The organism is Lactiplantibacillus daoliensis, assembly GCF_005405005.1.
Classification (GTDB): domain Bacteria; phylum Bacillota; class Bacilli; order Lactobacillales; family Lactobacillaceae; genus Lactiplantibacillus; species Lactiplantibacillus daoliensis.
Genome location: NZ_BJDH01000010.1, coordinates 72,352 through 94,760, shown reverse-complemented (window position 1 = coordinate 94,760; position 22,409 = coordinate 72,352). Strand labels below are relative to the sequence as shown.

The 22,409-nt window shown below is 44.4% G+C and carries 16 protein-coding genes; 4 read left to right on the top strand and 12 right to left on the bottom strand.

The window, feature by feature from the left end:
• The first annotated feature begins 18 nt into the window (after positions 1–18).
• Positions 19–999, top strand: coding sequence for a LacI family DNA-binding transcriptional regulator (locus tag FFM64_RS10750; protein ID WP_137608027.1), 981 nt, complete (start codon positions 19–21; stop codon positions 997–999).
• 337 nt (positions 1,000–1,336) lie between these two features.
• Here FFM64_RS10750 and FFM64_RS10745 read toward each other — a convergent pair whose 3' ends face one another.
• Both FFM64_RS10745 and nhaC read right to left on the bottom strand, forming a co-directional pair.
• A complete protein-coding gene (locus FFM64_RS10745) occupies positions 1,337–2,251 on the bottom strand; it encodes an NADP-dependent oxidoreductase (protein ID WP_137608026.1) in 915 nt (304 codons plus the stop codon).
• Positions 2,252–2,381: 130 nt separating this feature from the next.
• The gene (nhaC, locus tag FFM64_RS10740; protein WP_137608025.1) at positions 2,382–3,779 is read right to left on the bottom strand and encodes a Na+/H+ antiporter NhaC; all 1,398 of its coding nucleotides are present in this window, start codon (positions 3,777–3,779) and stop codon (positions 2,382–2,384) included.
• A 679-nt stretch (positions 3,780–4,458) separates the two neighbouring features.
• Here nhaC and FFM64_RS10735 point away from each other — a divergent pair.
• Positions 4,459–6,132: a glycoside hydrolase family 13 protein gene (locus FFM64_RS10735; protein WP_137608024.1), complete on the top strand. Its 1,674-nt coding sequence runs from the start codon at positions 4,459–4,461 to the stop codon at positions 6,130–6,132.
• Between the two features lie 656 nt (positions 6,133–6,788).
• Here the strand turns inward: FFM64_RS10735 and FFM64_RS10730 are convergent.
• From FFM64_RS10730 to FFM64_RS10720, 3 genes are all read right to left on the bottom strand, one after another.
• Positions 6,789–7,694 (bottom strand): LysR family transcriptional regulator, encoded by a 906-nt coding sequence (locus FFM64_RS10730; RefSeq protein WP_137608023.1) that lies wholly within the window; start codon positions 7,692–7,694, stop codon positions 6,789–6,791.
• Between the two features lie 984 nt (positions 7,695–8,678).
• Positions 8,679–8,897: a hypothetical protein gene (locus FFM64_RS10725; RefSeq protein WP_137608022.1), complete on the bottom strand. Its 219-nt coding sequence runs from the start codon at positions 8,895–8,897 to the stop codon at positions 8,679–8,681.
• 125 nt (positions 8,898–9,022) lie between these two features.
• Positions 9,023–10,210 carry an MFS transporter gene (locus FFM64_RS10720; RefSeq protein WP_137608021.1) on the bottom strand — a complete coding sequence of 396 codons (1,188 nt, stop codon included), beginning with the start codon at positions 10,208–10,210 and terminating at the stop codon, positions 9,023–9,025.
• A 968-nt stretch (positions 10,211–11,178) separates the two neighbouring features.
• Here FFM64_RS10720 and FFM64_RS10715 point away from each other — a divergent pair.
• Positions 11,179–14,217, top strand: coding sequence for a SpaA isopeptide-forming pilin-related protein (locus tag FFM64_RS10715; RefSeq protein WP_137608020.1), 3,039 nt, complete (start codon positions 11,179–11,181; stop codon positions 14,215–14,217).
• Entirely contained in the window at positions 14,217–14,453 is a 237-nt protein-coding gene (locus tag FFM64_RS10710) for an LPXTG cell wall anchor domain-containing protein (protein ID WP_137608019.1), read from the top strand. Before FFM64_RS10715 ends, FFM64_RS10710 begins: the two co-directional genes overlap by 1 nt.
• Before the next feature lie 89 nt (positions 14,454–14,542).
• Here FFM64_RS10710 and FFM64_RS12475 read toward each other — a convergent pair whose 3' ends face one another.
• The 7 genes from FFM64_RS12475 to serC form a co-directional block, all read right to left on the bottom strand.
• Positions 14,543–14,674 carry a hypothetical protein gene (locus FFM64_RS12475; protein WP_263390148.1) on the bottom strand — a complete coding sequence of 44 codons (132 nt, stop codon included), beginning with the start codon at positions 14,672–14,674 and terminating at the stop codon, positions 14,543–14,545.
• A 90-nt stretch (positions 14,675–14,764) separates the two neighbouring features.
• Entirely contained in the window at positions 14,765–15,607 is an 843-nt protein-coding gene (locus FFM64_RS10705; protein ID WP_137608018.1) for a helix-turn-helix domain-containing protein, read from the bottom strand.
• Between the two features lie 157 nt (positions 15,608–15,764).
• Entirely contained in the window at positions 15,765–17,420 is a 1,656-nt protein-coding gene (locus tag FFM64_RS10700) for a peptide ABC transporter substrate-binding protein (RefSeq protein ID WP_137608017.1), read from the bottom strand.
• 291 nt (positions 17,421–17,711) lie between these two features.
• A complete protein-coding gene (locus FFM64_RS10695; protein ID WP_137608016.1) occupies positions 17,712–19,379 on the bottom strand; it encodes a peptide ABC transporter substrate-binding protein in 1,668 nt (555 codons plus the stop codon).
• A gap of 168 nt (positions 19,380–19,547) precedes the next feature.
• Positions 19,548–19,982, bottom strand: a complete 435-nt coding sequence (locus FFM64_RS10690) for a GNAT family N-acetyltransferase (protein WP_137608015.1) — start codon at positions 19,980–19,982, stop codon at positions 19,548–19,550.
• A 9-nt stretch (positions 19,983–19,991) separates the two neighbouring features.
• Entirely contained in the window at positions 19,992–21,161 is a 1,170-nt protein-coding gene (locus FFM64_RS10685) for a phosphoglycerate dehydrogenase (RefSeq protein ID WP_137608014.1), read from the bottom strand.
• On the bottom strand, positions 21,148–22,251 hold the full coding sequence (gene serC, locus FFM64_RS10680; RefSeq protein WP_137608013.1) for a 3-phosphoserine/phosphohydroxythreonine transaminase: 1,104 nt from the start codon (positions 22,249–22,251) through the stop codon (positions 21,148–21,150). Before serC ends, FFM64_RS10685 begins: the two co-directional genes overlap by 14 nt.
• Positions 22,252–22,409 lie beyond the last annotated feature (158 nt).

The following is a 22,409-nucleotide window of genomic DNA, read 5'->3' as shown; positions in this document are numbered from 1 at the left end:
ATTATTGGAGCGGTTGAGATGAAACCAAAATTGAACGATGTGGCCCAGCTTGCGGGTGTGTCGGTGACGACTGTCTCGCGGGTGATTAACGATCACGGCTATCTCAGTGAAAAAACTAAACAAAAAGTATTCGCAGCGATGCGAGAGTTACATTATCAACCAAATAATATGGCTCGGTCATTACAAGGAAAAAATACGCAATTAGTCGGCCTGATTTTTTCAGATATCAGTAACCCATTCTTTGCGGAACTCGTTTCTCGGATAGAAAAATTACTATTTGCGAAAAACTATAAGGTGATTCTTTGTAATAGTGCGGATGATCCGCAAAAGGAACGAGATTACTTGCAGATGTTGATGGCTAACCAAGTTGATGGCATTATTGCGGGGGCGCATAATCTCGGGATTGAAGAATACCAACAATATGGTCTGCCGATTATTTCATTTGACCGCTATTTGTCAGATAATGTCCCTATTGTGAGTTCGGACAACTTTAACGGTGGCTGGTTAGCCGCGCAAACCTTGCAACAAGCTGGCGCCGATAAGATTGCAATTTTTACGGGTAAAAGTCATGCGGGTTCGCCAACGAACGGCCGGCGAGAAGGCTATGAAGCCTATTTGAAGCAGCAAGGACTAACCCCACATGTCCATGAGTTGCCATTTGAATTGTCACCGGCGCTAAAAACGATGGAAATTCGGACGATTTTAGAGAATCATGCTTATAATGGTGTTTTTTGTAGTGATGACTTAACGGCTTTGCTGACGGCGAATGTCGCCCAACAATTAAAATTAACGATTCCAACGGATTTACGGTTAGTGGGTTACGATGGGACCGCATTGATTCGTAACTATCATCCTAATCTGACGACGATTGAGCAACCGTTAGCTGATATTAGTACGTTGCTAGTATCGCTATTATTACAACGGATTGCCGATGCAAACTGCACCTTAGAAGAAAAGTATGTTTTGCCAGTGAAATTAATTAAAGGTATCACTGCATAGATTGTTAATGATTAGTAACTGTGCCGAAGATGCTGGCAATCAATTGCGCCCTTATGTCAATAATCAGGCAGTGGAAACTAGTTGATTACTGCCGCTTCCGGTTGTTGCCGATAGTATGCGGACGAGGGGACCGGTTCAAGCCTCAGAAACGTCTTGAACCTTGCCCCCCACACACACCGATTTTGACTGACGGAGCGCTGAATTTAGACAAGTCTACTTTAGACATAAGGGTCACTGGTACTGCGACATTTGTGATGTTTTTGAGTCTTTCAACCCTTAGAATGAAATAAAAATCGCACCTAGCATGGTCTGAAAAGACTGGCTAGGTGCGATTTTTTTATTTTTCAATCACGATCCGACCGTTATGTGGCTGATCCAATAGTTCATGACCTTGGATGAAGCCAGCCAGATTGAACGGTAATTGGTAACCGATATTGGTCTGCAGTTGACCAGTACTTAATAGTTTAAAGAGCATTTGCAACGCGGCTTGGTCAGAAATTGCGTCAGTTGCGTGAATGGATCGGAAACGAATGGACTTACTAGTCGCTGGTAAGCGGGTCGCGATGGACGCAATGGTTGCGTCAAACTTGGCCATGGCCAAGTCCGCTTTGCCATCGACGCCATTCAACGCTACGTTGATGACGACATCGCCACAATCAGCTAGAACATGGGCGGGATCTTGTCGATCATAGGCCACAAACTGGTCAACGCCTAATGCGGTTAAAGTGTCGGCGTGTCGTTGACTGGCGACGGCAATCACTTTGGCACCGAGCCGTTTGGCTAACTGGACGACTAGTGAACCTACCCCACCGGCGGCACCTTTAACAATCACCGTCTGATCTGGTTGCACATCTGCAAAATAACGGACCGTTTTATAGGCTGTAATTCCGGGTGTAATCAGGCTGACAGCCTGGGCAGGTGTTAAATTGTCAGGCACGGTGACGGTACTGTCAGCGTCCAAACAAACTTGTTCCGCGTAAGCATGATCTGTGTGTGCGGCCACTAAAGTACCAATCGACAGATCAGTCACCGCCGCGCCAACTTGAGTTACGCGGCCAACGACATCGTGACCAGGAATCATTGGTAATGGGGTAGTCGCATTGGCGCCTAAGCGTTCAATGCGATCCTCATCATTTAAATTGAGTGCTAGTGTTGTAATAATAACTTGATTGGCTGCTGGTTTTAACGCCGGCTGATCAAGTGTTTCAAAGACAGCGGGTCCCCCAAATTTTCGATAACCATATGCAAGCATCGTATGCCCCCTCCTTGATAAAAAGTCCTTTTATCTAATTGTAGGGGGAGCATGGGTATCTACACAAGCCGCGACCATCGGATTCGAGCTTGTGTTTGCTGACTAACTTAGTGGGGGCTTTTGCTTGCTTTTAAGGGTTAACACTCTTTTGACGCTTGAGTCCCCAACCGGTAAAGCCACTAATAATGGAAAAGACTGGCGATAACAAGCTGAAGAAACAGAATGGCAGGTAAGCCAAGGTTGAAACGCCCAGCGTGTTTGCCGCAAATGCCCCAGCAACACCCCAAGGAATCAAGTAGTTGATGACGGTCCCGCCATCTTCTAGGACCCGGCTTAGTGCTAAATTAGCCAGTCCTTGTTCATTAAAGGTCTTCTTGAAAGCTTTACCGGGAAGAATGACAGATAAGTATTGTTCACCAACGAATACGTTGACGCCAATCCCGGCTAAAATCGTTGCGGTAACAGTCATTCCGGCGCTTCGCAGACGCTTGGCGAGCGGCACCATGGCGGTTTGAATCAAGTTGAAACGCATAAGCAGACCACCCAAAGATAAGGTTAATAAAATTAATGAAACAGTACCCATCATTGCACTGATTCCACCACGTGATAGGAGTTGATCCACCCCGGCGTTGCCCGTTTTTGAAACGAAACCAGTTTCAATCATCGTCGCGATTTTGACCAAGGGCGTTCGCGGATTCTGGCTAAAAATCATGACGATGGCTAAAGCAATGTTTATTAGAAGTGTCGCAATTGCTGGGACTTTTCGAATGGCACATACGAGCATCACGATTAAAGGTAATGCTGCCCACCAGCTGATGGTGAAGTTTTGATTGAGAACGGCTAAGGTTGTATTAATTTTCCCAAGATGAGTTTCAGTCGCTGCGCCTGCGCCTAACACGGTGTACAAGATTAGTGAAACAACGAAGGCGGGAATCGTGGACCACATGAGATTTCGGATGTGATCAAATAGGTCACTTTCGGCGATAGCGGCTGCCAAATTAGTAGAGTCAGAAAGAGGGGACGTTTTATCCCCAAAAATGGCACCGGAGATAATTGCCCCAGCAATCAACGCTGGATTAATCCCCATGGTAGTCCCAATACCAAATAACGCGATGCCGATGGTCGAAATAATCGTAAAGGCACTCCCGATTGAAGTCCCGATAATCGCACAAACTAAGAAGACGGATGGGACAAACCATTGGGCCGAAATCAGGTGGAAACCGAAGACCATCATGGATGGAATGATGCCAGCCGCGATCCAAACGCTGATTAACGCCCCGATTAGTAAGAAGATGAAGATGGGGATAATGCCAGTTTTAATTCCGTCGATGATGCCGCCGTGGATATCATCCCAGGCGGCCCCGCGTACTCGAGCCCATAAGATAACCAATGCGATGACCAAGATAACAGGCGTTTGTGGCGAAAGGCCGAATTTGATGACACCTAAGCCCATGATGGCCAACATAATCAGTAGTACTGCTAAGGCTTCCGGCAGATGTACCGGCCGCCAAGTCGCTGCTTTTTTCATAAATTAAGTCACTCCTCTAAAATTTTTCAACAAAAAAATCGTCCTCGCTGCAACAAATTGCAACAGGGACGATTGATTAGACCGTGGTACCACCCAGCTTGAAAAGACAAGTTCTTTTCCACTCACTAGCTGATAACGGTGCTAATTACAATCCGCCGGGCACACCCGGACAACGGCTAACTGTATTTCATGATGTCACACCTGATCGATTCGCAGCAACCACCGACTTCCTGACGCACAGTGTTCATCCTACTTGAAAGTAGCCTAAATGTTCCTTATGAAGTTAACTGCGATAATAGCATGAACTTTTGAGGGCGTCAAGGATTGGAACAAGCTAGATTACTGTAAATTGCCGCTACAGGTTAGTGTTACTTAGGGCTGGAACGTGGTGGGCCGTTTTCGAGCCAAAGTGCGGTCTCGAATGCCGACTTGAGAGATAAAATGTTTAACCATCTAATCGAGTTTAAGGTTGTTTCAACTTGACGATGATCGGCGGTGACCACGTTCCAGTGGCAGTCTAGTCAAATCAGAGCGGCCATGTAACGGTATTTCAAATGGATTCACAATTTTGAAACGTATTCCAGAATTAGAAATCGTTTCGCCGTTAATCGCCGGAGTTCAATGTTAAAATAGAACTGTTGGAAACGCTAACATAAATAAACTTAGAGGAGTGATTCTTTTGACAACACAATGGTGGCAAAAAGCTGTCGTTTATCAAGTTTACCCGCGTTCATTTCAGGACTCGAATGGTGATGGGATCGGGGATTTACCTGGTGTCACTAGTCGACTCGACTATATTAAAAAACTCGGGGCTGATGTGATTTGGTTGAATCCGATTTATCGTTCGCCTGGTGTGGATAATGGTTACGATATTAGTGATTATTATGATATTAATCCAGAATTTGGGACGATGGCCGACTTTGATAAATTGTTGGCTGGTGCTCATAAGCGTGGGTTAAAGATAATGATGGATATTGTCGTCAATCACTCTTCGATTGAAAATAAGTGGTTTAAGGAAAGTGCCAAGAGTAAAGACAACCCTTATTCAGATTACTATATTTGGCGTGATCCGGTCGATGGGCATGCACCCAACAACTGGGGCGGCTTTTTCGGTGGTTCTGTTTGGGAATACGTTGAAAGTCGTCAGCAGTATTATTTGCACTCCTTTGCGGTGGAACAAGCTGATTTAAATTGGGAAAATCCAAAATTACGTCAAGCTGTCTATGACATGATGAATTTCTGGGTTGAAAAAGGCGTTGATGGGTTCCGCTTAGATGTGATTAACTTAATTTCGAAACCTGCCAGCTTTGCGGATGGTCAGCCTAATCCTGGGGAACCTTATGCCGACATCGGCCCAATCATTGCGAATGGTCCACGGCTGAGTGAATTCTTACAAGAAATGCACGCCAAGGTTCTAGCCGGTCATGACCTGATCACGGTTGGCGAATCACCAGCTGCCACGGTAGCCGATGCCCAGCAATCTGCGGGACTAAAGACGAATGAGTTAAATATGGTCTTTGAATTTGAACACATGGGACTAGATGGTAATCCAGCGCCAGAACTCGGTAAGTGGAATGATCAGCCAGTAAAATTGGTTGATTTGAAACAAAGTTTAACTAAGTGGCAAACTGGGTTACATGGCACCGCTTGGAATAGTTTATATTGGGATAACCATGACCAGCCGCGGATCGTTTCACGGTTTGGGAATGATCATCCAGCTTATCGAGAACGCTCAGCTAAGATGTTAGCGACGTTATTACATTTTCTTCAAGGGACGCCGTACATTTATGAAGGTGAAGAGCTGGCCATGACCAGTGCCCACTTCACCAAACTCAGTGACTATCAAGATTTGGAATCGTTAAATGCGTATCACCACTTCGTTGATGAAGAACAACGTGTGCCAGCCGCCACGATGTTGGCTTATTTGGCTCATATTTCACGGGATAACGCCCGGACGCCAATGCAATGGGATGCGAGTTTAAATGCTGGCTTTTCAACTGGGACGCCTTGGTTAGCGGTTAATAAAAATTATCCGGAAATCAATGCCAAGCAAACGTTAGCTCAATCAGACTCGGTGTTCAACTACTATCAACGGTTAATTGAATTACGGCATACCTTACCGGTTATTACGGATGGGGACTATCAATTATTGGCCGCCGATGACGCGGAAGTTTATGCCTACTTGCGTCAAGATAAAGCGGAAACGTTGTTGGTTATTTGCAACTTTACTGAAAAATCGCAAACACGGCATTTTGACCAATTACCGACGGACGCAAAATTGTTGATTAGTAACTATGCGGATGATGCTGGCGATGAATTGCGGCCATACGAAGCTAAAGTTTACCAATTCTAGTTTTCGTCGGCATTTGGATCTTTAATGCCAGTTAAAGGTTGAAAGTCTCAAAAACATTACAACTGTAGCAGTAACCGTCACATTTAAAGTAGACTTGCGCAAACTCAGCGCTCCGTCGGTCAAAACCGGTGTGCTGTGGGGGACGGCGCCAGCCACAGTACGGTCTGACGCCTCAATTCAAAGCCGATAAAACACGTCTTTGAATTGCCCAGCAAGAATAGTCAGCTAAGAACGCTAACTATTCTTGCCGATACTGCACACCGATTTTGGCTGACTCCACTAAACATAAATAACTGATTTATCCTCTCAAAGCTGCTGATTAGCTGGAGGCTGTTGCTGGTAGCATCGGACGTGCAGGTGGCGTTTGACCGGCGTTTCTTGCCGGCCTTACAACCACGGACGGTCTGGTAGATTTGCGATTTTGGCAAAGCTTCCAGGCGAGGGTCAAGACGTTTCTCAGGCTTGACCCAGTCCCTCGTCCGCATGTTATCAGCAACAATTGGAAACGGCAGGACTAGTTTTCATCACCTGACTATTGACATAGTGGCGCAGACTGGCAATTTTTAACTGGCAACCTTTAGATGACACTAAAAAAACAGATCAAGCAATCCAATGATTGCGTGATCTGTTTTTAATTTAGGCCTAAAGCGCCTGCGTTATTCTTTCGCAGCGGCATCTTCCGTTTTGAAAGTTTCTTCGACAATATCCATAATCTGCTTGAACAAGCCAATTGGAAATTGATGGGCTCGACGAATCAGATTGATATGCACGCTAGGAACTTGGACGTCTTCGACTGGAATTTCAACGAGACCATCTGCTGGCGGCGTTGCGATATCAGAAATAAAGCCAAGCGCTAAGTTTTCGCGGACTAAGCCGCTAATTAAAGTGCTGTTATCAGATTCGAACAGCACTTGTGGTTCAATTGAAAGTTGTTCTGCCAATTGATGAAAGACCAATTTATTTAAGTAAGTGGCATTTAAAATAACAAATGGTGATTTAAGTGCTTCTTTAAAGGTTGGATGCGCCATTTTAGCCAGTGGATGATTTGGATTAGCGAGAATTTTAAATTGGAACGAACGTAAAGGCGTGACAGCCAAGCGTTCATCCAGTGTTTGATCTAAATTACCACTAATTGCAAGATCTAATTGACCACCGAGAACTTGTTTAACTAATTGGTTAGCGCCCATTTCAACCGTGTGCACGCTGTGTAATAAGTCTTGTTCGATAATTGGTTTCGTGATTGCAGGCAAATAGTGTTCGCCGACAGCAGGTTCGATACCCAAACGAAGTGTGTGCTGACGTAAATGGCCAATTGATTCGTTGACGTGTTGCCAGTTAGAAATAATATCGTTAGCGGCTAACAAGAGTTGTTGACCACTAGGCGTTAAAACGAGTGCTTTTGTTTTGGCCTGACGGAAAAAGAGCGTCGTTTGAAAATGACGTTCCAGTCGTTTAATGGCCTGCGAAATGGTGGGCTGACTGACATGGAAATCAGCAGCTGTTTGCGTGTAACTTTGAGTACTGATTAGACGCTGGAAGTAATACAGATCCTTAATGTTCATGAAAAATGCAGCCTCCATAAAAAATATTAATGTTAATGGGTATTTAACCAAGTGAACTTGGATTTTGATTGGGCGTTTATCAATCTTCGGATTAGTTACCGATTAATCATACCACTGCCAAAATAAATAAGTGTGTTGTTGTAACCGTTGTCGAATAATCTGTAAAATGGTTGACGCCTTAAATTGATAAGCAACGCTAATGTTCATTTAAATCGAATTATGTTAAACGTTGTTATAACAGGATTTATATAAATACTGTTATCCATTTTAGTTATCGGTTAAAGGGGTATTACAATTTAAATAACTTTTTTTGTCCCAATAAGCCTAGTATCTGTCACTTTAACAAATATTCTTAACCTAAATAGTAATTAATTGTGAATAATATTTGACGATTGACATAAAGGTTAATGGGTTAAAGTGATAATTAAAATTTATCGACTGTTAAAAATTTATAAGCTGTCCATAGATGAAAATGTTAATCGATAAAAAAACGGTATAACTATTTTTAATCGATTAACGCCCTGTCATATATCAGGTGATAATTGAAAGGATATGTTGAGACCCTATCTAGGAGTATGCTTACACCTATTTTAGCGTACTTTATAACGGATAGCTCGGATTAAAGTTGACCCCTTGAAACTATAAATGAGTCTAATGAGTGTTTCTAATCGCTTGGCTCTAGTATAACAGAGATTAGAAGGTTTATTAGCATAAACATAACGCCAGCTTATCGGTTAAAGGGGTGTGACAATTCGTCAAGAGAAAATAATCGGTAACCTTCCTTTGAGACAAGTTGTGAGCAAGAGTCCGTTGAAATTGTAACGATTATTTAATTGAACATAACTTATTATAATACCTAAACAATAAAAATGCCTACAAATTGCAAAATAACGGCATGTTTGTTAAGTGAACATAAATTTTTATAATAGTTAATGATGATAATAAAAAAGTGCGAGTCATTGGCTCACACTTTGGATCCGGTTATTAGTCTTGATCATCGTCATCATCAGTCGCTAGTGATTGTAATTTGAGTCGTCCGAAAATATCGAGTCCAATTCCTAAAATGACCATCCCTGTTAAATACAAGCGGAGTGTCGAATAAACGGTGGCCGGATTATCGTGCAACGTGATCAAGGCGGCACCGATGACACTGATTAAAGCGAACACGAGCCGGCCGTTGACTAGAATAAGTTTTTGATCCAAATCAATTTTCCTCTCAGTTATGGGAACTAACTTACATACCAATTGGGCAAAATTATAAAGGCGACAGCGTTTGCAAGTCAATCCATTTGACTGAAATTTAGGAAAATGCCATTTTCAGCAACTCGTTACTGTTTTGTTTCGCATTTAGCGTGCGCGACGACCCGGTTGAGAACGATAACGGTGATTAAGGCTAAGCTAGAAAATACGGCGGCGCCGTAGCCTAAATGTGACAAGCCACCGTGGGCCATTACAGTCGCGGCCGTCGCTGAACCAATTGAGATACCAATATTGAAAAAGATGGCGTTGAGTGATGATGCCAACAACGTTGCTTGCGGATAATCGGCTTCAGCCACGCCTAGAAAATGAATTTGAATTGGGGCATTTAAGACGGTGATAATTAATCCTAAGACTAACAAAATATTCAAAGCAACCAAGGGCGTTGTCATTGCTAATGGGAGGCTCAATAAGAGCACGATATCAATGAGATAGAAACGTGGTAAGGTCCTTAAACCATGACGTTCAGCGACAAAACCTGAAAGACGATTGCCTAGAATGTTCATAATCCCTAGTGCCAAAAGTAACCAATTTAGCATCGTGGTACTGAAGCCCAGGCCTGTCGTTAATAACGGCCGAATATAGGTGTAATAGGCGTATAAGGCGGCTGCCGAGAAGAGAATGAGCAATGTACCCAAGATGATTCGTTGATCAGTAAGCAACACGAGCTGACCTTTTAGACTGCTTTTACCGGTCGCTTTAGCAAGATGACGTGGTAGCATGATTATTAGCGCTAAGCAGGTCAACAGGCTGAGAACTGAAATCAGATGAAAGGCCATATGCCAGCTAGTCGCAGTACTAATTGCCGTGCCAATAGGCAAACCAATGACTGAAGCAATACTAAATCCAGCAGCTATCCAAGAAATCAAACTAGCGCGTTTGTGACGGGGAGCCAGATCGTAGGCAAATAGCGTAATCAACGATTCAATCGTGCCTGCAACGGCAGCAGTCACTAACCGTGAAGCCAGGAACCAACCATAGCTGGTGGCAAAACCACTCGCTGTATTACCAATTAGAAAGATGACCATCAGAACCATCAAGGCGTGGAAGCGGTCAAAACGATTCGCAAACAGGGTCACAATTGGTGTGCTGATGGCGTAAACAATGGCAAAAATGGTTACTAAATAGCCTGCGGTAGCGACCGTTACTTGCAGTGATTTAGCAATGTCTGAGATAACCCCAACGACCATAAATTCATTACATCCCAACATAAATGAAACAAGCACTAAGACACTGGCTTGCCAGCGGTATTTAGACACAACGGTCATCTCCTGACTAGTTATAGTAGTTTTGAGACACTTGATCTAATTCTGCCGTGATCAAGTGTCAAGTTATCAGTCAATTATACTAGTTTCAGTGGTTTGACTAAAGAACGGAAAAGATTCCTAAATTAAACGGCTGTTTTGCGGCGTTTAGCAGCCATTTAAAAATGTCTAATTAAAGATTGCAAGTTGAAGATTCTTGTCCTGTTCCACCATAGCAATATTCAGGCTATGGGAAATAGTTAAATACTGCCGCTTCCGGTTGTTACTGATAACATGCGGACGAGGGACCGGTTCAAGCCTTAGAAGCGTCTTGAACCTCGCCCGGAAGCTTTGCTAAAATCACAAATCTACCGGACCGTCCGTGGTGTAAGGCCGGCAAGAAACGCCGGTCAAACGCCACCTGCACGTCCGATGCTATCAGCAACAACCTCCAGCTAAGTCAGTAGTTATTTTTTGATAATCCGTTAATTACGCTTAGCGGAGTCAGTCAGAATCGGTGTTCAGTGTCGGCAAGATTAGTCGGCGTTTTTAGCTGACTAATCTTGCGGGGCACTTCAAAGACGTGGTTTTCCGGCTTTGAAGTGAGGCGACAGACCGTACTCTGGCTGGTGCCGTCCCCCACAGCACACCGGTTTTGGCTGACGGAGCGCTAAATTTGGGTGAGTCCTACTTTAGACGTAATGGTTACTGGTACTGCGACGTTTGTGACGCTTTTTGAGCCCTTCAACCTTTAGATGTTTAATCATTAGTGATGCCAAGAAACTAATCTAGGGACGTTGCAGTGAAGTGGGGGCTAGTTGCCCTATGGCCCTTAAAATTACAGTTATCTAGCAACAGTTAATCGGATTGATAATATTCTGTTCCAATCATTGTTATGTTCGTACAAATGGGCTTATAATTAATTGGTTAGGTTAATCTCTGATTGACCTTAACCTTCAATCTCATTATAGAAGGGAGGGAAAATGATGAAATTAAATAAGACAAATAAACGCTTTAAAGCCTTTTTAGCGGGGACGGCAACGTTACTGACTTTGTTGGCAACCACCGCCACTGCCGCTAAAGCAGATTCAACAGCTAACACTGTTGCTGAATCAACTGTTGATGCAGCCGCAGCTTCAAGCGAGAAATCAGTGAAGCCGGCCAAGGAAGTTGTTTTAGATAATCATACTTCGACCAGTGTTAACTCAGAAAGTAGTGCTAATTCTAATAGTTTCTCAACAGCATCTTCGGCTAGTCAGAGTAGCAGTACTGCCAGCTCAAACTCAACTTCATCCGATACGACGGATCAAGAGAGTTCTGCCAGCAGCAGTTCTGAATCTCAGGCTAGTAAAAGTGATCCAGTCAACGTGAAAGCTGCTGCTAAATCTGATAATGCTGAAACGAGCAAGCAACAGACTGTGACGCAGCAATATACCCCTAAGACGACTAGTCAAAATGGGTCGGATCGTCACATCTTGCCCAAAGCCAGTTTAATGAAACTGAGTCTCAGTGAATTTACAGCTTTGGCTGCCCAAGCTAAGTTAGCCGCTGATGACGTTTCAGTAAGTGATGCTGTGGTGACAGATAGTACTGGTAAAGTCTATAGTGCCGACGATGTGCTCAGCCTTTATGCGGGCTACATTGCGACCATTCAGTGGTCAATCAAGGATGGTGTACCAGTCAAAGCTGGTGATACTATGACGATAAACTTACCAAAGAATGTTCTGTTCACTGCTAATACCACCGCAGTCAATATAGCTAATGCTGCGAATCAGTCGATTGGAACCTTCTCAGCCAAGGCGGGTACCCAAACCGGGACGTTGACTTTTAATAATTATTTCGAGTTAAACAATGTGTCTAGTCGACAAGGAACTTTGATGTTCCATGTCACTGGGACGGATACCAATATTGGTGATGACAAGGCCAAAATCAACAAAGTTGGTTGGTGGTTGTCAGATGGTAAGTCGATCGAATGGCAAATCGTTGTCAATCTAGGTAGCGAGGATTGGAATAGTGTCGAGGTTGTTGATCAATTAGGTCAATATCAAAAGCATAATAGTGAGATCACTTTTGAAAGCGGCGCTTATATTAATGGCAGCTTTGTAAGTGGCTCTTATGTTGATGGCAGTTTTGTACGTTCTGATCCTGGTGTCTCTGGTAATCTTGGCAAATACGATCTTGAAACGGGTGTTTTCACACCTGCTAAAGGCGTGTCGCCTAAGGCCGTATCGATATCAGTGGTTGGTAATCAGATGACCATTGAGTTAGGTGATATCTCGACTGCCATTAACATCTATTACTCAGTTGCAACTGAAGCACCTGATCAAATCTACACGAATAGTGCGACTGCGAATTACAAGTTACCTAGTACAACTGATCCTGGTGATGGTGGAACCACGACTCCGGGTGGCGGTGATAGCGGCAACAGCGGGAATACGCCTGATGACACGAATAAAGCTAGTTCCAGTCCATTCTTAGCTTCTGGTGCCGTTGCGTCGGCCGATTGGCACACCTATACGCTCTTTGTCACTAAAACTGATAAAGATACGGGGGTTGCAGTGCCGGATGCTGTTTATGAATTACAAACAACAGATGGCTTAGTACTGCAGTCTGGTTTAAAAACCGATAAGAATGGTCAATTGACGATTTCAAATTTGGCGGCCGGAACGTATCAGCTTGTTGAAACAGCCGCTCCTAACGGCTATTTGTTGGACAAAACGGCTCATGTAATTGTGATTGATCCTCACGCTGCGACGACTGTGGATGGGGTTAATACCTATCGTGTTTCAGAACCGGTTACCGACACAGCAATTCCAACGACTAGTTTGGCGGTTAAAAAGGTTTGGGTCAATATGCCAGTAGGCACAAAGCCTAGTGTCACAGTGACCTTGTTTCTGAATGATAACTCAACTAGCCAAACGTTGAAGTTGACAGCTGAAAATGGTTACCAAGGGTCATTCGATAATTTGCCAACTAGTGATGCTAACGGTAAGCTTTATGCTTACACTGTGCAGGAATCTGCAGTGGATGATCAGAAAGCTGCTTTGGCTGATTATGCAATCAGTCAAGTTAAAGACGGCAATATGGTTACGCTGACGAATACTTATCGGACGATTACAGTCACTAAGACTGATGAGAGTGGTAATAAGTTATTAGCTGGTGCAACCTTTACGTTGACGGCTACTGATGGTAGCGGGTTTACACAAACACAAACAACCGACGAAAATGGTCAAGCTGTGTTTGCCGGTTTAGCACAAGGCACATATCAGATCCAAGAAACGAACGCACCTGCAGGTTATACTTTGAATTCTGTACCTACTAAAGTTACCTTAGATAGTCAAACTAACTATCTAACAGTAGCAGTTAAGGATGCTGAAATTAAAGGTAGCCTCACGGTGACTAAAGTTGATGGCACGACAAATGCTAAGTTAGCTGGTGCGACGTTTGAATTGCGTGATGCAACGACTAAGCAAGTCGTTCAAACGGCGGTAACGGATGCCAATGGTCAACTCATTTTTAATGATTTAGCCTTGGGTACGTACGACTTAGTAGAAGTAACTGCTCCTACTGGTTATCGACTTAACACGAAGTCACTACAAGTTGTGATTTCTGCGGATAATACTGACCAAGTACAGACAGTTGCGGATGACGCAATTAAAGGTCAATTAACGATTACCAAGGTAGACAGTGCGACTGGCGCAACGTTAGCCGGTGCGACTTTCGATTTGAAGGATGCAACGGGTAACGTGGTGGCAACTGGGACGACGGATGCCAATGGTCAACTCATTTTTAATGATTTAGCCATGGGTACGTATTCCTTAGTTGAAACAGTTGCGCCAACTGGTTATCAATTGGCGACAAAAGCTCAACCGGTTACTTTATTGCTCGGGGACACGACTGCTACCGTTACAGTAGCGGACACGGTATCCCGACGACGCCGGAAGAACCTGAGAATCCGACTGAACCAGAAGTACCAACGAAACCAACAACACCAAGTCAACCGGCACAACCGGATCAAGTGATGCCGTCACCAACGACACCAGTTCTTCCAGTGAAGCCAGTTGATGAACCGACGGCAGTGACTGTTCCAGTCACGCCAACGGTGGCGAAGACAGTTGTGGCGTCTAAAGCGACGACTCACAAAACTGCTCAAACCTTGCCACAAACTGATGAATCTGAATCAGTTTGGTTAATGGCAATTGGTTGGTTAATGTTCATGTTAGCTGGCTGGTTTGAAACTCGGCGCAAACGCGCTTAGTTCAGGTTTAAAGTCAGACTAAAAATAGCTCGTTAGGATTGTTTATTGCAATCCTAACGAGCTATTTGTGTTTAATGGCTGATTTAAAGTTATCGACGATTTTGGCCTGAGCGTTCATCGTGTCGTATTCTGACTGGTTGTGCTGCTGGAACGCGATTGCCAGCGACGACGCCAGCAACTGCAGCTAACCCAGCTGCCGCTAATAAACCTGCTAATAACATGGGCAGGACCTCCTTACCGTCTAAACCACTTCCACTTGATACCTATAGCTTAGGCGATATCTGGTTAGGATGCAATTAATAAGCAAGCCCTTAACGAGATTTTGAAAAATTTGAAATTTTCTTAATTAATTGACGATTATTGTTGATGCGGGCAAAGGCGGTAGCGTCATTCAATAATTCCGTCGTCTTAGCTGGGTCAATACTCAACTGTGCCTGTAGGAATTTAATCTTGGCGACGTAAAAGGTTACGTGGAACCGCGCACAGATTTCAATCGCATAGGCCAACAACTTTTCACTTTGGGCAATTTCATCAATACTGGCGTAAAAACTCCCGGTATAGTAGGCCAAGTTAATCACGCGCCAAACACTAGCGGTGGTTTCTAATGAGAGATTTGGGAGTGCATGCCGAACCTTTTCAAAGTAATACTGAGCCTTATCAGGTTCATGATTATTTTGATAAGCAATCCCCGTACCGCAGTAAGCCAACTGGGTATAAATTGAGGCGTGTTGTTCATCTAAATCTGTAATGATTTGGTCAAAGTTGAATAAAACATCGCTGATTGGCTGCTGATTCAGCGCCGCCACGTAACCCTTTAGAAAACAATATTGCAGCTTTGTTTCTTGATCGTGGCGTGGTTCGTCAGCAATCTTGTCTAACCGCTTTTCGGCATCCGCGTATTCACTCGTAATTAAGTCGAATTCGATTTTTTCCATTTCGGTCAAAACGGCGGCATCTGCCACGCGTTCTGTTGGAAAAACGTCCTCCAGTTGTAAATGCAATCGTTGGCAGAGTTGGGCAACGATGCGAATTGCAGGTGCTTTCCCGTTATTCTCGAATTTGCTCAATGTTGCTTGTGTACAGATCCCCGCTGATAACGCCTTCTGCGATAAGCCTAAAGCCTTTCGGCGGGCGATGAATAGTTCAATGTTCAAGTGACTGACCCCCCTTAAAGGTTATCGCATTAACTTTAGCAGACTTAGCGGCGCACGACAAGCTAAAAACTGGTTCAAACCCAGTGCCGAAACAGGCGGATTAAGGGGTCATCGGACAGAAAAAGCGTTTGGCAAGTGCCGAACGCTTTTTGTGAAACTATTTGGCCATGTAGGCTTCCTTAAAGTTGTAGTTGATACCGGCAGTGTTGTAAACCAGCCCTTTCAGCTTGGGATTGACCATTTGGGCAACGACATTTTGGGATAATGGTGCAACCCCTTGATCTGTGCCGATTTCTTTTTCTGCCTTAGCTAAAGCTGCCCAACGCGCTTTGGTACTAGTCGTACTGTTAGCGGTATTGATGGCTTCGTCGTAAGACTTGTTGGTCCATTTACCGAAGTTGTAATCGTTGGTAGACGTCATGATACCAAGGTCGGAGATTGGATCCGCAAAGTCGGCTTGCCATGCTGAGATGACAAGTTCAAAGTTACCGGCGACTTCCCGTGCGATCCGAGTCTTATAAGGAACCGTGACACTCTTGACGGTCAAACCAGGAAGCTCTTTTTCCAATTGCCCTTGGAGGTATTCGGAGAGAGCTTTCATTTGGTCAGTGTCATCATGCGTTAATGTCAAAGTTAATTTCTTCTTACCAACTTCTGCTAAACCTTCCTTCCAAAGCTTTTTCGCTTGGGTTGGATTGTAGTCAACTGAACTGGCAACTTTATTTTCAGTTGCAAAGTCTTTCCCAGTGGTTGGATCTTTAGCGAGACCAGCCGTCACAAAGCCTTGTGGTGTGACTGAACCATCGCCTAAAACATTGTTAACTAGTTGCTTCCGATTCAAGGTTAAGGACATCGCTTGACGAAGTTTCTTATTGCTTAGTTCCTTAACTTTCTTTTGGTTGAATTCCAAGTAGTTCAAGCGTGAAGATTTACGGATGACGAGCTTCTTGTTATTCTTTTCATTCTTAACTTGTTGGCCAGATAACGTGGCCATATCAAGTTTGCCACTCTGGAATAGGTTAAAGCCGGTTGTCGTTGATTTGACGACTTGATCTTTGATCTTGGTTAAATGCACGCTCTTCTTGTCCCAATATTGATCATTTTTAACCAAGGTCCAAGTTGAGTTAGTGCCTTGCCAGCCGGTCATCTTGAATGGGCCGTTGTAGACCATCTTGCTGGAACTAGTCCCATAATCCTTACCGTATTTGTCAACTGCATGTTGGTTTTGTGGGAAGAAGACGACGAAGCCCATTAATAGTTTGAAATATTGGATTGGCTTTTCCAAAGTAACGGTCAGCTTATAATTACCATCTGCTTTAATCCCTAATGTAGAAGCTTTAGCTTTACCGTTAGTGATTTTATCGGCGTTCTTGATGCCAGAGTAGAGGTAGGCGTATTGCGAAGCTGTCTTTGGATTAACGGTACGCCGCCAGCCGTATACGAAGTCTTTAGCGGTAACTTTGTCACCATTACTCCATTTAGCATTCTTACGTAGCGTGAAGGTGTAGGTCTTTTTGTCTTTTGAAACCTTAGTGGCGGTCGCAATCCCTGGGGTGACTTTACTGTTGTTGCCCAGGCGATAAAGGCCTTCCTGTGAGTTATTGATCATCGTCCCACTGATGACATCAACGGCCAGCGATGGATCCAAGGTTGAAAGATCTTGGCCATTTTCAGACCAGTTTAAAACCTGTGTTTTGGCTAAATTACCGCTGTTAGCGCCGGAAGAAGATTTTGATTGGTTCCCGCAACCAGTGAGCAAAAAGCCAGCCGCGGCGGTGACCACTACGGCAGTAGAAAGTGTTTTCCATTTCATATATGTATGCCCCTTTTTATGTGTGCTGTCGTTGTAACGAAAAATAAGTGCGATAGCAAGTTGTTTATGATATAACAATGAGAATACATTAAAAATAGATTAAAATCAGGGCTAAATATTCACATTTTTATCAACTAAACAACAAAAAACGCTCGGAAAGACTAGTTTCCGGGCGTTAAAAAATTTATGAATTAATTTTTTGGTATTGAAGAACTGTGCTTGTCACTTACGTTGTCCCCTGATCCTACGATTGGATGTTATCAGTGACAATTGAATGCGGCAATTACAAAGCTATTTAGCCATATAAGCACTCTTGAAGTTGTAATCCAAGCCGGCGGTATTGTAAACCAAGCCCTTCAACTTAGGATTGAGCATTTGAGCAATCACGTTTTGTGATAATGGTGCAACGCCTTCGTCAGTACCAATGATCCGTTCAGCCTTAGACATTTCTGACCAACGTTCAGTTGAGCTGGTCGTCGCGTTCGCGGCTTTGATCGCATTGTCGTAGTCAGTATTTGCCCAGTGGCCGAAGTTGTAGCTGTTGTTAGAAGTCATGATCCCGAGGTCGGAAATGGGATCAGAGAAGTCGGCTTGCCATGCGGAAATGACTAACTGGAAGTTCCCAGCAGTTTCACGGGCTAACCGTGTCTTGTAAGGCAAGGCGATACTGGTAATCTTCAATCCTGGTAAGTCCTTTTCCAATTGACCTTGGACGTATTCGGAGAGGGCCTTCATTTGGTCAGTATCATCATGCGTTAAGGTTAAAGTGAGACTCTTCTTACCAGTTTCCTTCAAGCCTTCCTCCCAAAGCTGTTTAGCCTTAGTTGGATTGTAATCAGTCGAGCTGGCGGTCGCATTTTCAGCGGCGAAGTCTTTGCCAGTGGTTGGGTCCTTGGCTAAGTCATTAGTGACGAAGCCTTTTGGTTGAACAGAGCCGTCGCCTAAGACATCAGTGACCAATTGTTTACGATCAAGTGTCAAAGACATCGCTTGACGTAATTTGGTATTAGACAATTCTTTGACTTTCTTTTCGTTGAATTCCAAGTAGTTCAACCGAGAAGATTTGCGGATGACCAATTTCTTGTTGCTCTTTTCGTTTTTAACTTGTTGGCCAGATAAGGTTGCCATATCAAGTTTGCCACTCTGGAATAAGTTGAAGCCGGTCGTTGTCGATTTAACATCTTGATCATTGATTTTATCTAGGTAGACGTGTTTCTTATCCCAGTAATTGTTGTTACGGACTAAGGCCCAAGTCGAGTTAGTGCCTTTCCAACCAGTCATCTTAAATGGCCCATCGTAAACCATCTTGGCTGAACTGGTCCCGTAGTCTTTGCCGTATTCTTGAACCACTTTTTGATCTTGTGGGAAGAAGACGTCAAAGCCCATTAATAATTTGAAGTATTCCAAAGGTTTTTCCAAAGTGACGGTTAATTTATACTTGCCATCAGCTTTGATCCCTAAAGTATTGACGTTCGCTTTACCCGCGGAAATCTTATCGGCATTTTTGATGCCTGAATATAAATAAGCGTATTGCGAAGCGGTCTTTGGATTAACGGTACGCCGCCAAGCATAGACGAAATCTTGGGCGGTGACTGGATCACCGTTACTCCATTTGGCATTTTTACGTAGCGTGAAAGTATAAACTAACTTGTTCTTAGATTCGGTGGTGCCCGTTGCAATCCCAGGTGTGACCTTACTATTATTGCCTAAACGATACAACCCTTCTTCGGAGTTGCTGATCATTGTACTACTGATGACGTCGGTTGCGAGTGACGAGTCTAGGGTCGTAATATCCTGACCATTTTCTGACCAATTTAAGACTTGTGTTTTAGCCATATTCCCATTTAAATTACCCGCGTTTTCACCACCAGAACTAGCTTTTGTGCTGCCGCAACCAGCTAGTAATAATCCTACCGAGGCGGTGACTGTTGCCGCCGTCCCAATCATTTTCCACTTCATAATGATTCCCCCTCGGATCCTTTTATATGATACGAGTCTGAGAATACATTAGAGAATGGTTAAAATCAATCCGAAATACAACAAAATTTTTATAACTGAAAATCAAAAACACGCAACCCCCGTCTAGCTTGAGCTGAAGGGGGTTGCGTGTTTGATTAGCAAGCCTGATTAACGATGCCAACGCATATTGTATTCAGGTTGGTTAGTCGCCTTATCGATGGTCTGCGCGTGAACTTGAAAATCACTGTGATGATAAAAAGCGACCGCTGAACGATTGGCGATATAGACGTCTAATTGCAACTTAGGCTGCTGGGCTTTGGCAGCGTTTAGTAGGGCTGTGCCAACACCGTGTTTTCGAGCGGTGTTGGCCACAAAAATACCGGCAATGTAGTTGCCTTGCAGTCCTAAGAAGCCAATGATTGTGTCAGCCTCAGTGGCAACAAGCAAGCGTGTAGTTGGTAAGGCTGCTCGGACGGCTGGTACCTGCTTGCGCCAGTAGTCGGCTTTGACAAACGGATGTCCAGCTAAATTTCCAGCCAGCCAAATTGCCATGAGTTGGTCTAGTTGTAAGTCAGTCGGTTGTTTCAATGTTTCGATTTGCATACGAAGTCCTTAGTGATGAATTAACAGTCGGACGCGATAGACTGCTGGAATTTTATTTAGCGCGTCAATTAAGTGTTGGCTGCTTTCATGGTCGAGGTCATCCACATCAATAATCGTGTAAGCAGTGTGCTGCTTAGCAGCATTTGCCATGGTTGCGATGTTTAAGCCGGCATCTGCAAGTTTCGACGTGATCTGACTAACCATATTTGGGACGTTTTGATGGATGACAGTAAAGCGATAAGCGGCATTGAAGGGTACCGTTAAATCCGGCAAATTGATCGCGTACTGGACGTTACCAGTTTCCAAATAAGTCATAATGGTTCGCGCAGCTTGTGTGGCACCATTAACTTCGGCTTCGATGGTTGATCCGCCAATGTGGGGAGTGACGGTCACGGCAGCTTGATTTGCCAATTGGGGTTCACCAAAGTCAGTGTAGTAATGAGCAACTTTTCCGGTTTGGATCGCGGCAAGGACAGCAGTGTTGTCCACGATACCACCGCGAGAGTAGTTAAATAGTTGGACGCCCGCCGGCATGGCTGCTAAATCAGTTGCACCGATCAGATTTAAGGTGTCTTCACTCTTAGGTACGTGAACGGTGACATAATCCGCGTGGCTCACTGCCATTTGTAAAGTTGCGGCCCGTTGAACTTGCTTGGAAATATTCCAAGCCGCGTCCGCTGAGAGATAGGGGTCATAACCAATCACATTCATCCCAAGGTTTAAAGCAGCATTAGCGACTAAAGAACCGACGTGACCTAGGCCGATGACGGCTAAAGTTTTGCCGAGCAGTTCCGTGCCGTTAAACTTTGTTTTATCATGTTCTGTACGTTGAGAAACGTCGGCCTCAGTATGTTCAGCAGAATAATCTGCAGCTGCCATCAAGTTGCGTGAGGCAATCACGAGCAAGGCAATCACGAGTTCTTTGACGGCATTAGCGTTACTTCCAGGTGTGTTGAAAACGGCGGTGCCGTTATTAGTCGCAGCGGCTAATGGAATATTATTGACCCCCGCGCCAGCACGGGCAATCACTTTGAGTGACTTGGGGAATGTTTGCTGGTGCAAATCGACGGAACGAATGAGATAGGCATCAGGTTGGTCTGATTGATTTAAAGTATAGTCGCTGGTAAAGGTTTCTAAGCCTGCTCGGGCAATTGCATTATAAGTTTTAATTTGATACATGAGTAAGTTCTCCTTTGGCATGGTTGGCTTCAAAAGCAGCAAGGTAATCTACAAGGGCTTGAACACCGGCGAGTGGCATGGCGTTATATAAACTGGCACGCATACCGCCCACCAACCGATGGCCTTTCAAGTTTAGTAAACCGTGTTGCGTTGCTCCAGCAATGACTTGGGCATCTAAAGCCGGGGTGCCGGTGACGAAAGGCACGTTCATGAGTGAGCGGTCAGTTGGCTTAACTTGGCAAGTGAATAACTTAGATTGATCCAAGAAATCATAAAGTAGATTGGCCTTGGTACGATTATGTTGTTCAACGACTTTGAGCCCACCTTGTTGTTTGAGCCATTTTAAAACCAATCCGGCGGCGTAGATGGCAAACACAGGTGGCGTATTGAACATTGAGCGCTTGTCGGCAAATAGTTGGTAATCCAGCATACTTGGTAAGTTTTGCGCTTGACCGATGAGATCATCGCGGACGATGACAATGGTTAAACCGGCAGGGCCGAGATTTTTTTGAGCCCCGGCAAAAATCATGCCGAAATCGGACACGTTGTAGACTTGGCCTAAAAAGTTTGACGACATATCGGCGACCAATGGCACGTTGCCGGTGACAGGCAACGTTGTATAGGCCGTGCCTTCAATGGTGTTATTAGTAGTGATATGGACGTAATCCAAGTTTTGGTCGACCGGTGCCGTCAGTGTCGGTAGTGCGGTAAAATGAGTCGCAGCGGCAGTTCCCAGAATATCGACTTGTGTGTTGACCCGTCGTGCTTCGTCAGCGGCTCGACTGGCCCAGTGACCGCTATCCAATAAACCGATGTGATGATGTTTGGTCGCTAGATTTAGTGGTGCCGCGGTAAACTGTAAGGTACCACCACCTTGGAAGAAGAGCACGTGATAATTATCGGGAATCGCCATTAAATCACGTAAATCGGCCTCGGCGTCATTGATGACTTGATCAAATAATTGAGAGCGATGGGAAATCTCCATAATACTCATTTCGGAACCTTGAAACGATGGTAGCTCGGCTTGAATTTGCTCAATTACTGGTTTTGGCATCACTGCTGGACCGGCAGAAAAGTTGTACGTTGACATAAAAAAATCCCCACTTTCAAATTTAATCTTTTAAGGCTTAAGCAAAAAGGTTGCAAGTTAAAAATCCTGTACCTGTGCCACGAAGTCAATAATTAGGTGGTTCCGGTTGTTGCTGATAACATGCGGACGAGGGACCGGCTCAAGCCTTAGGAACGTCT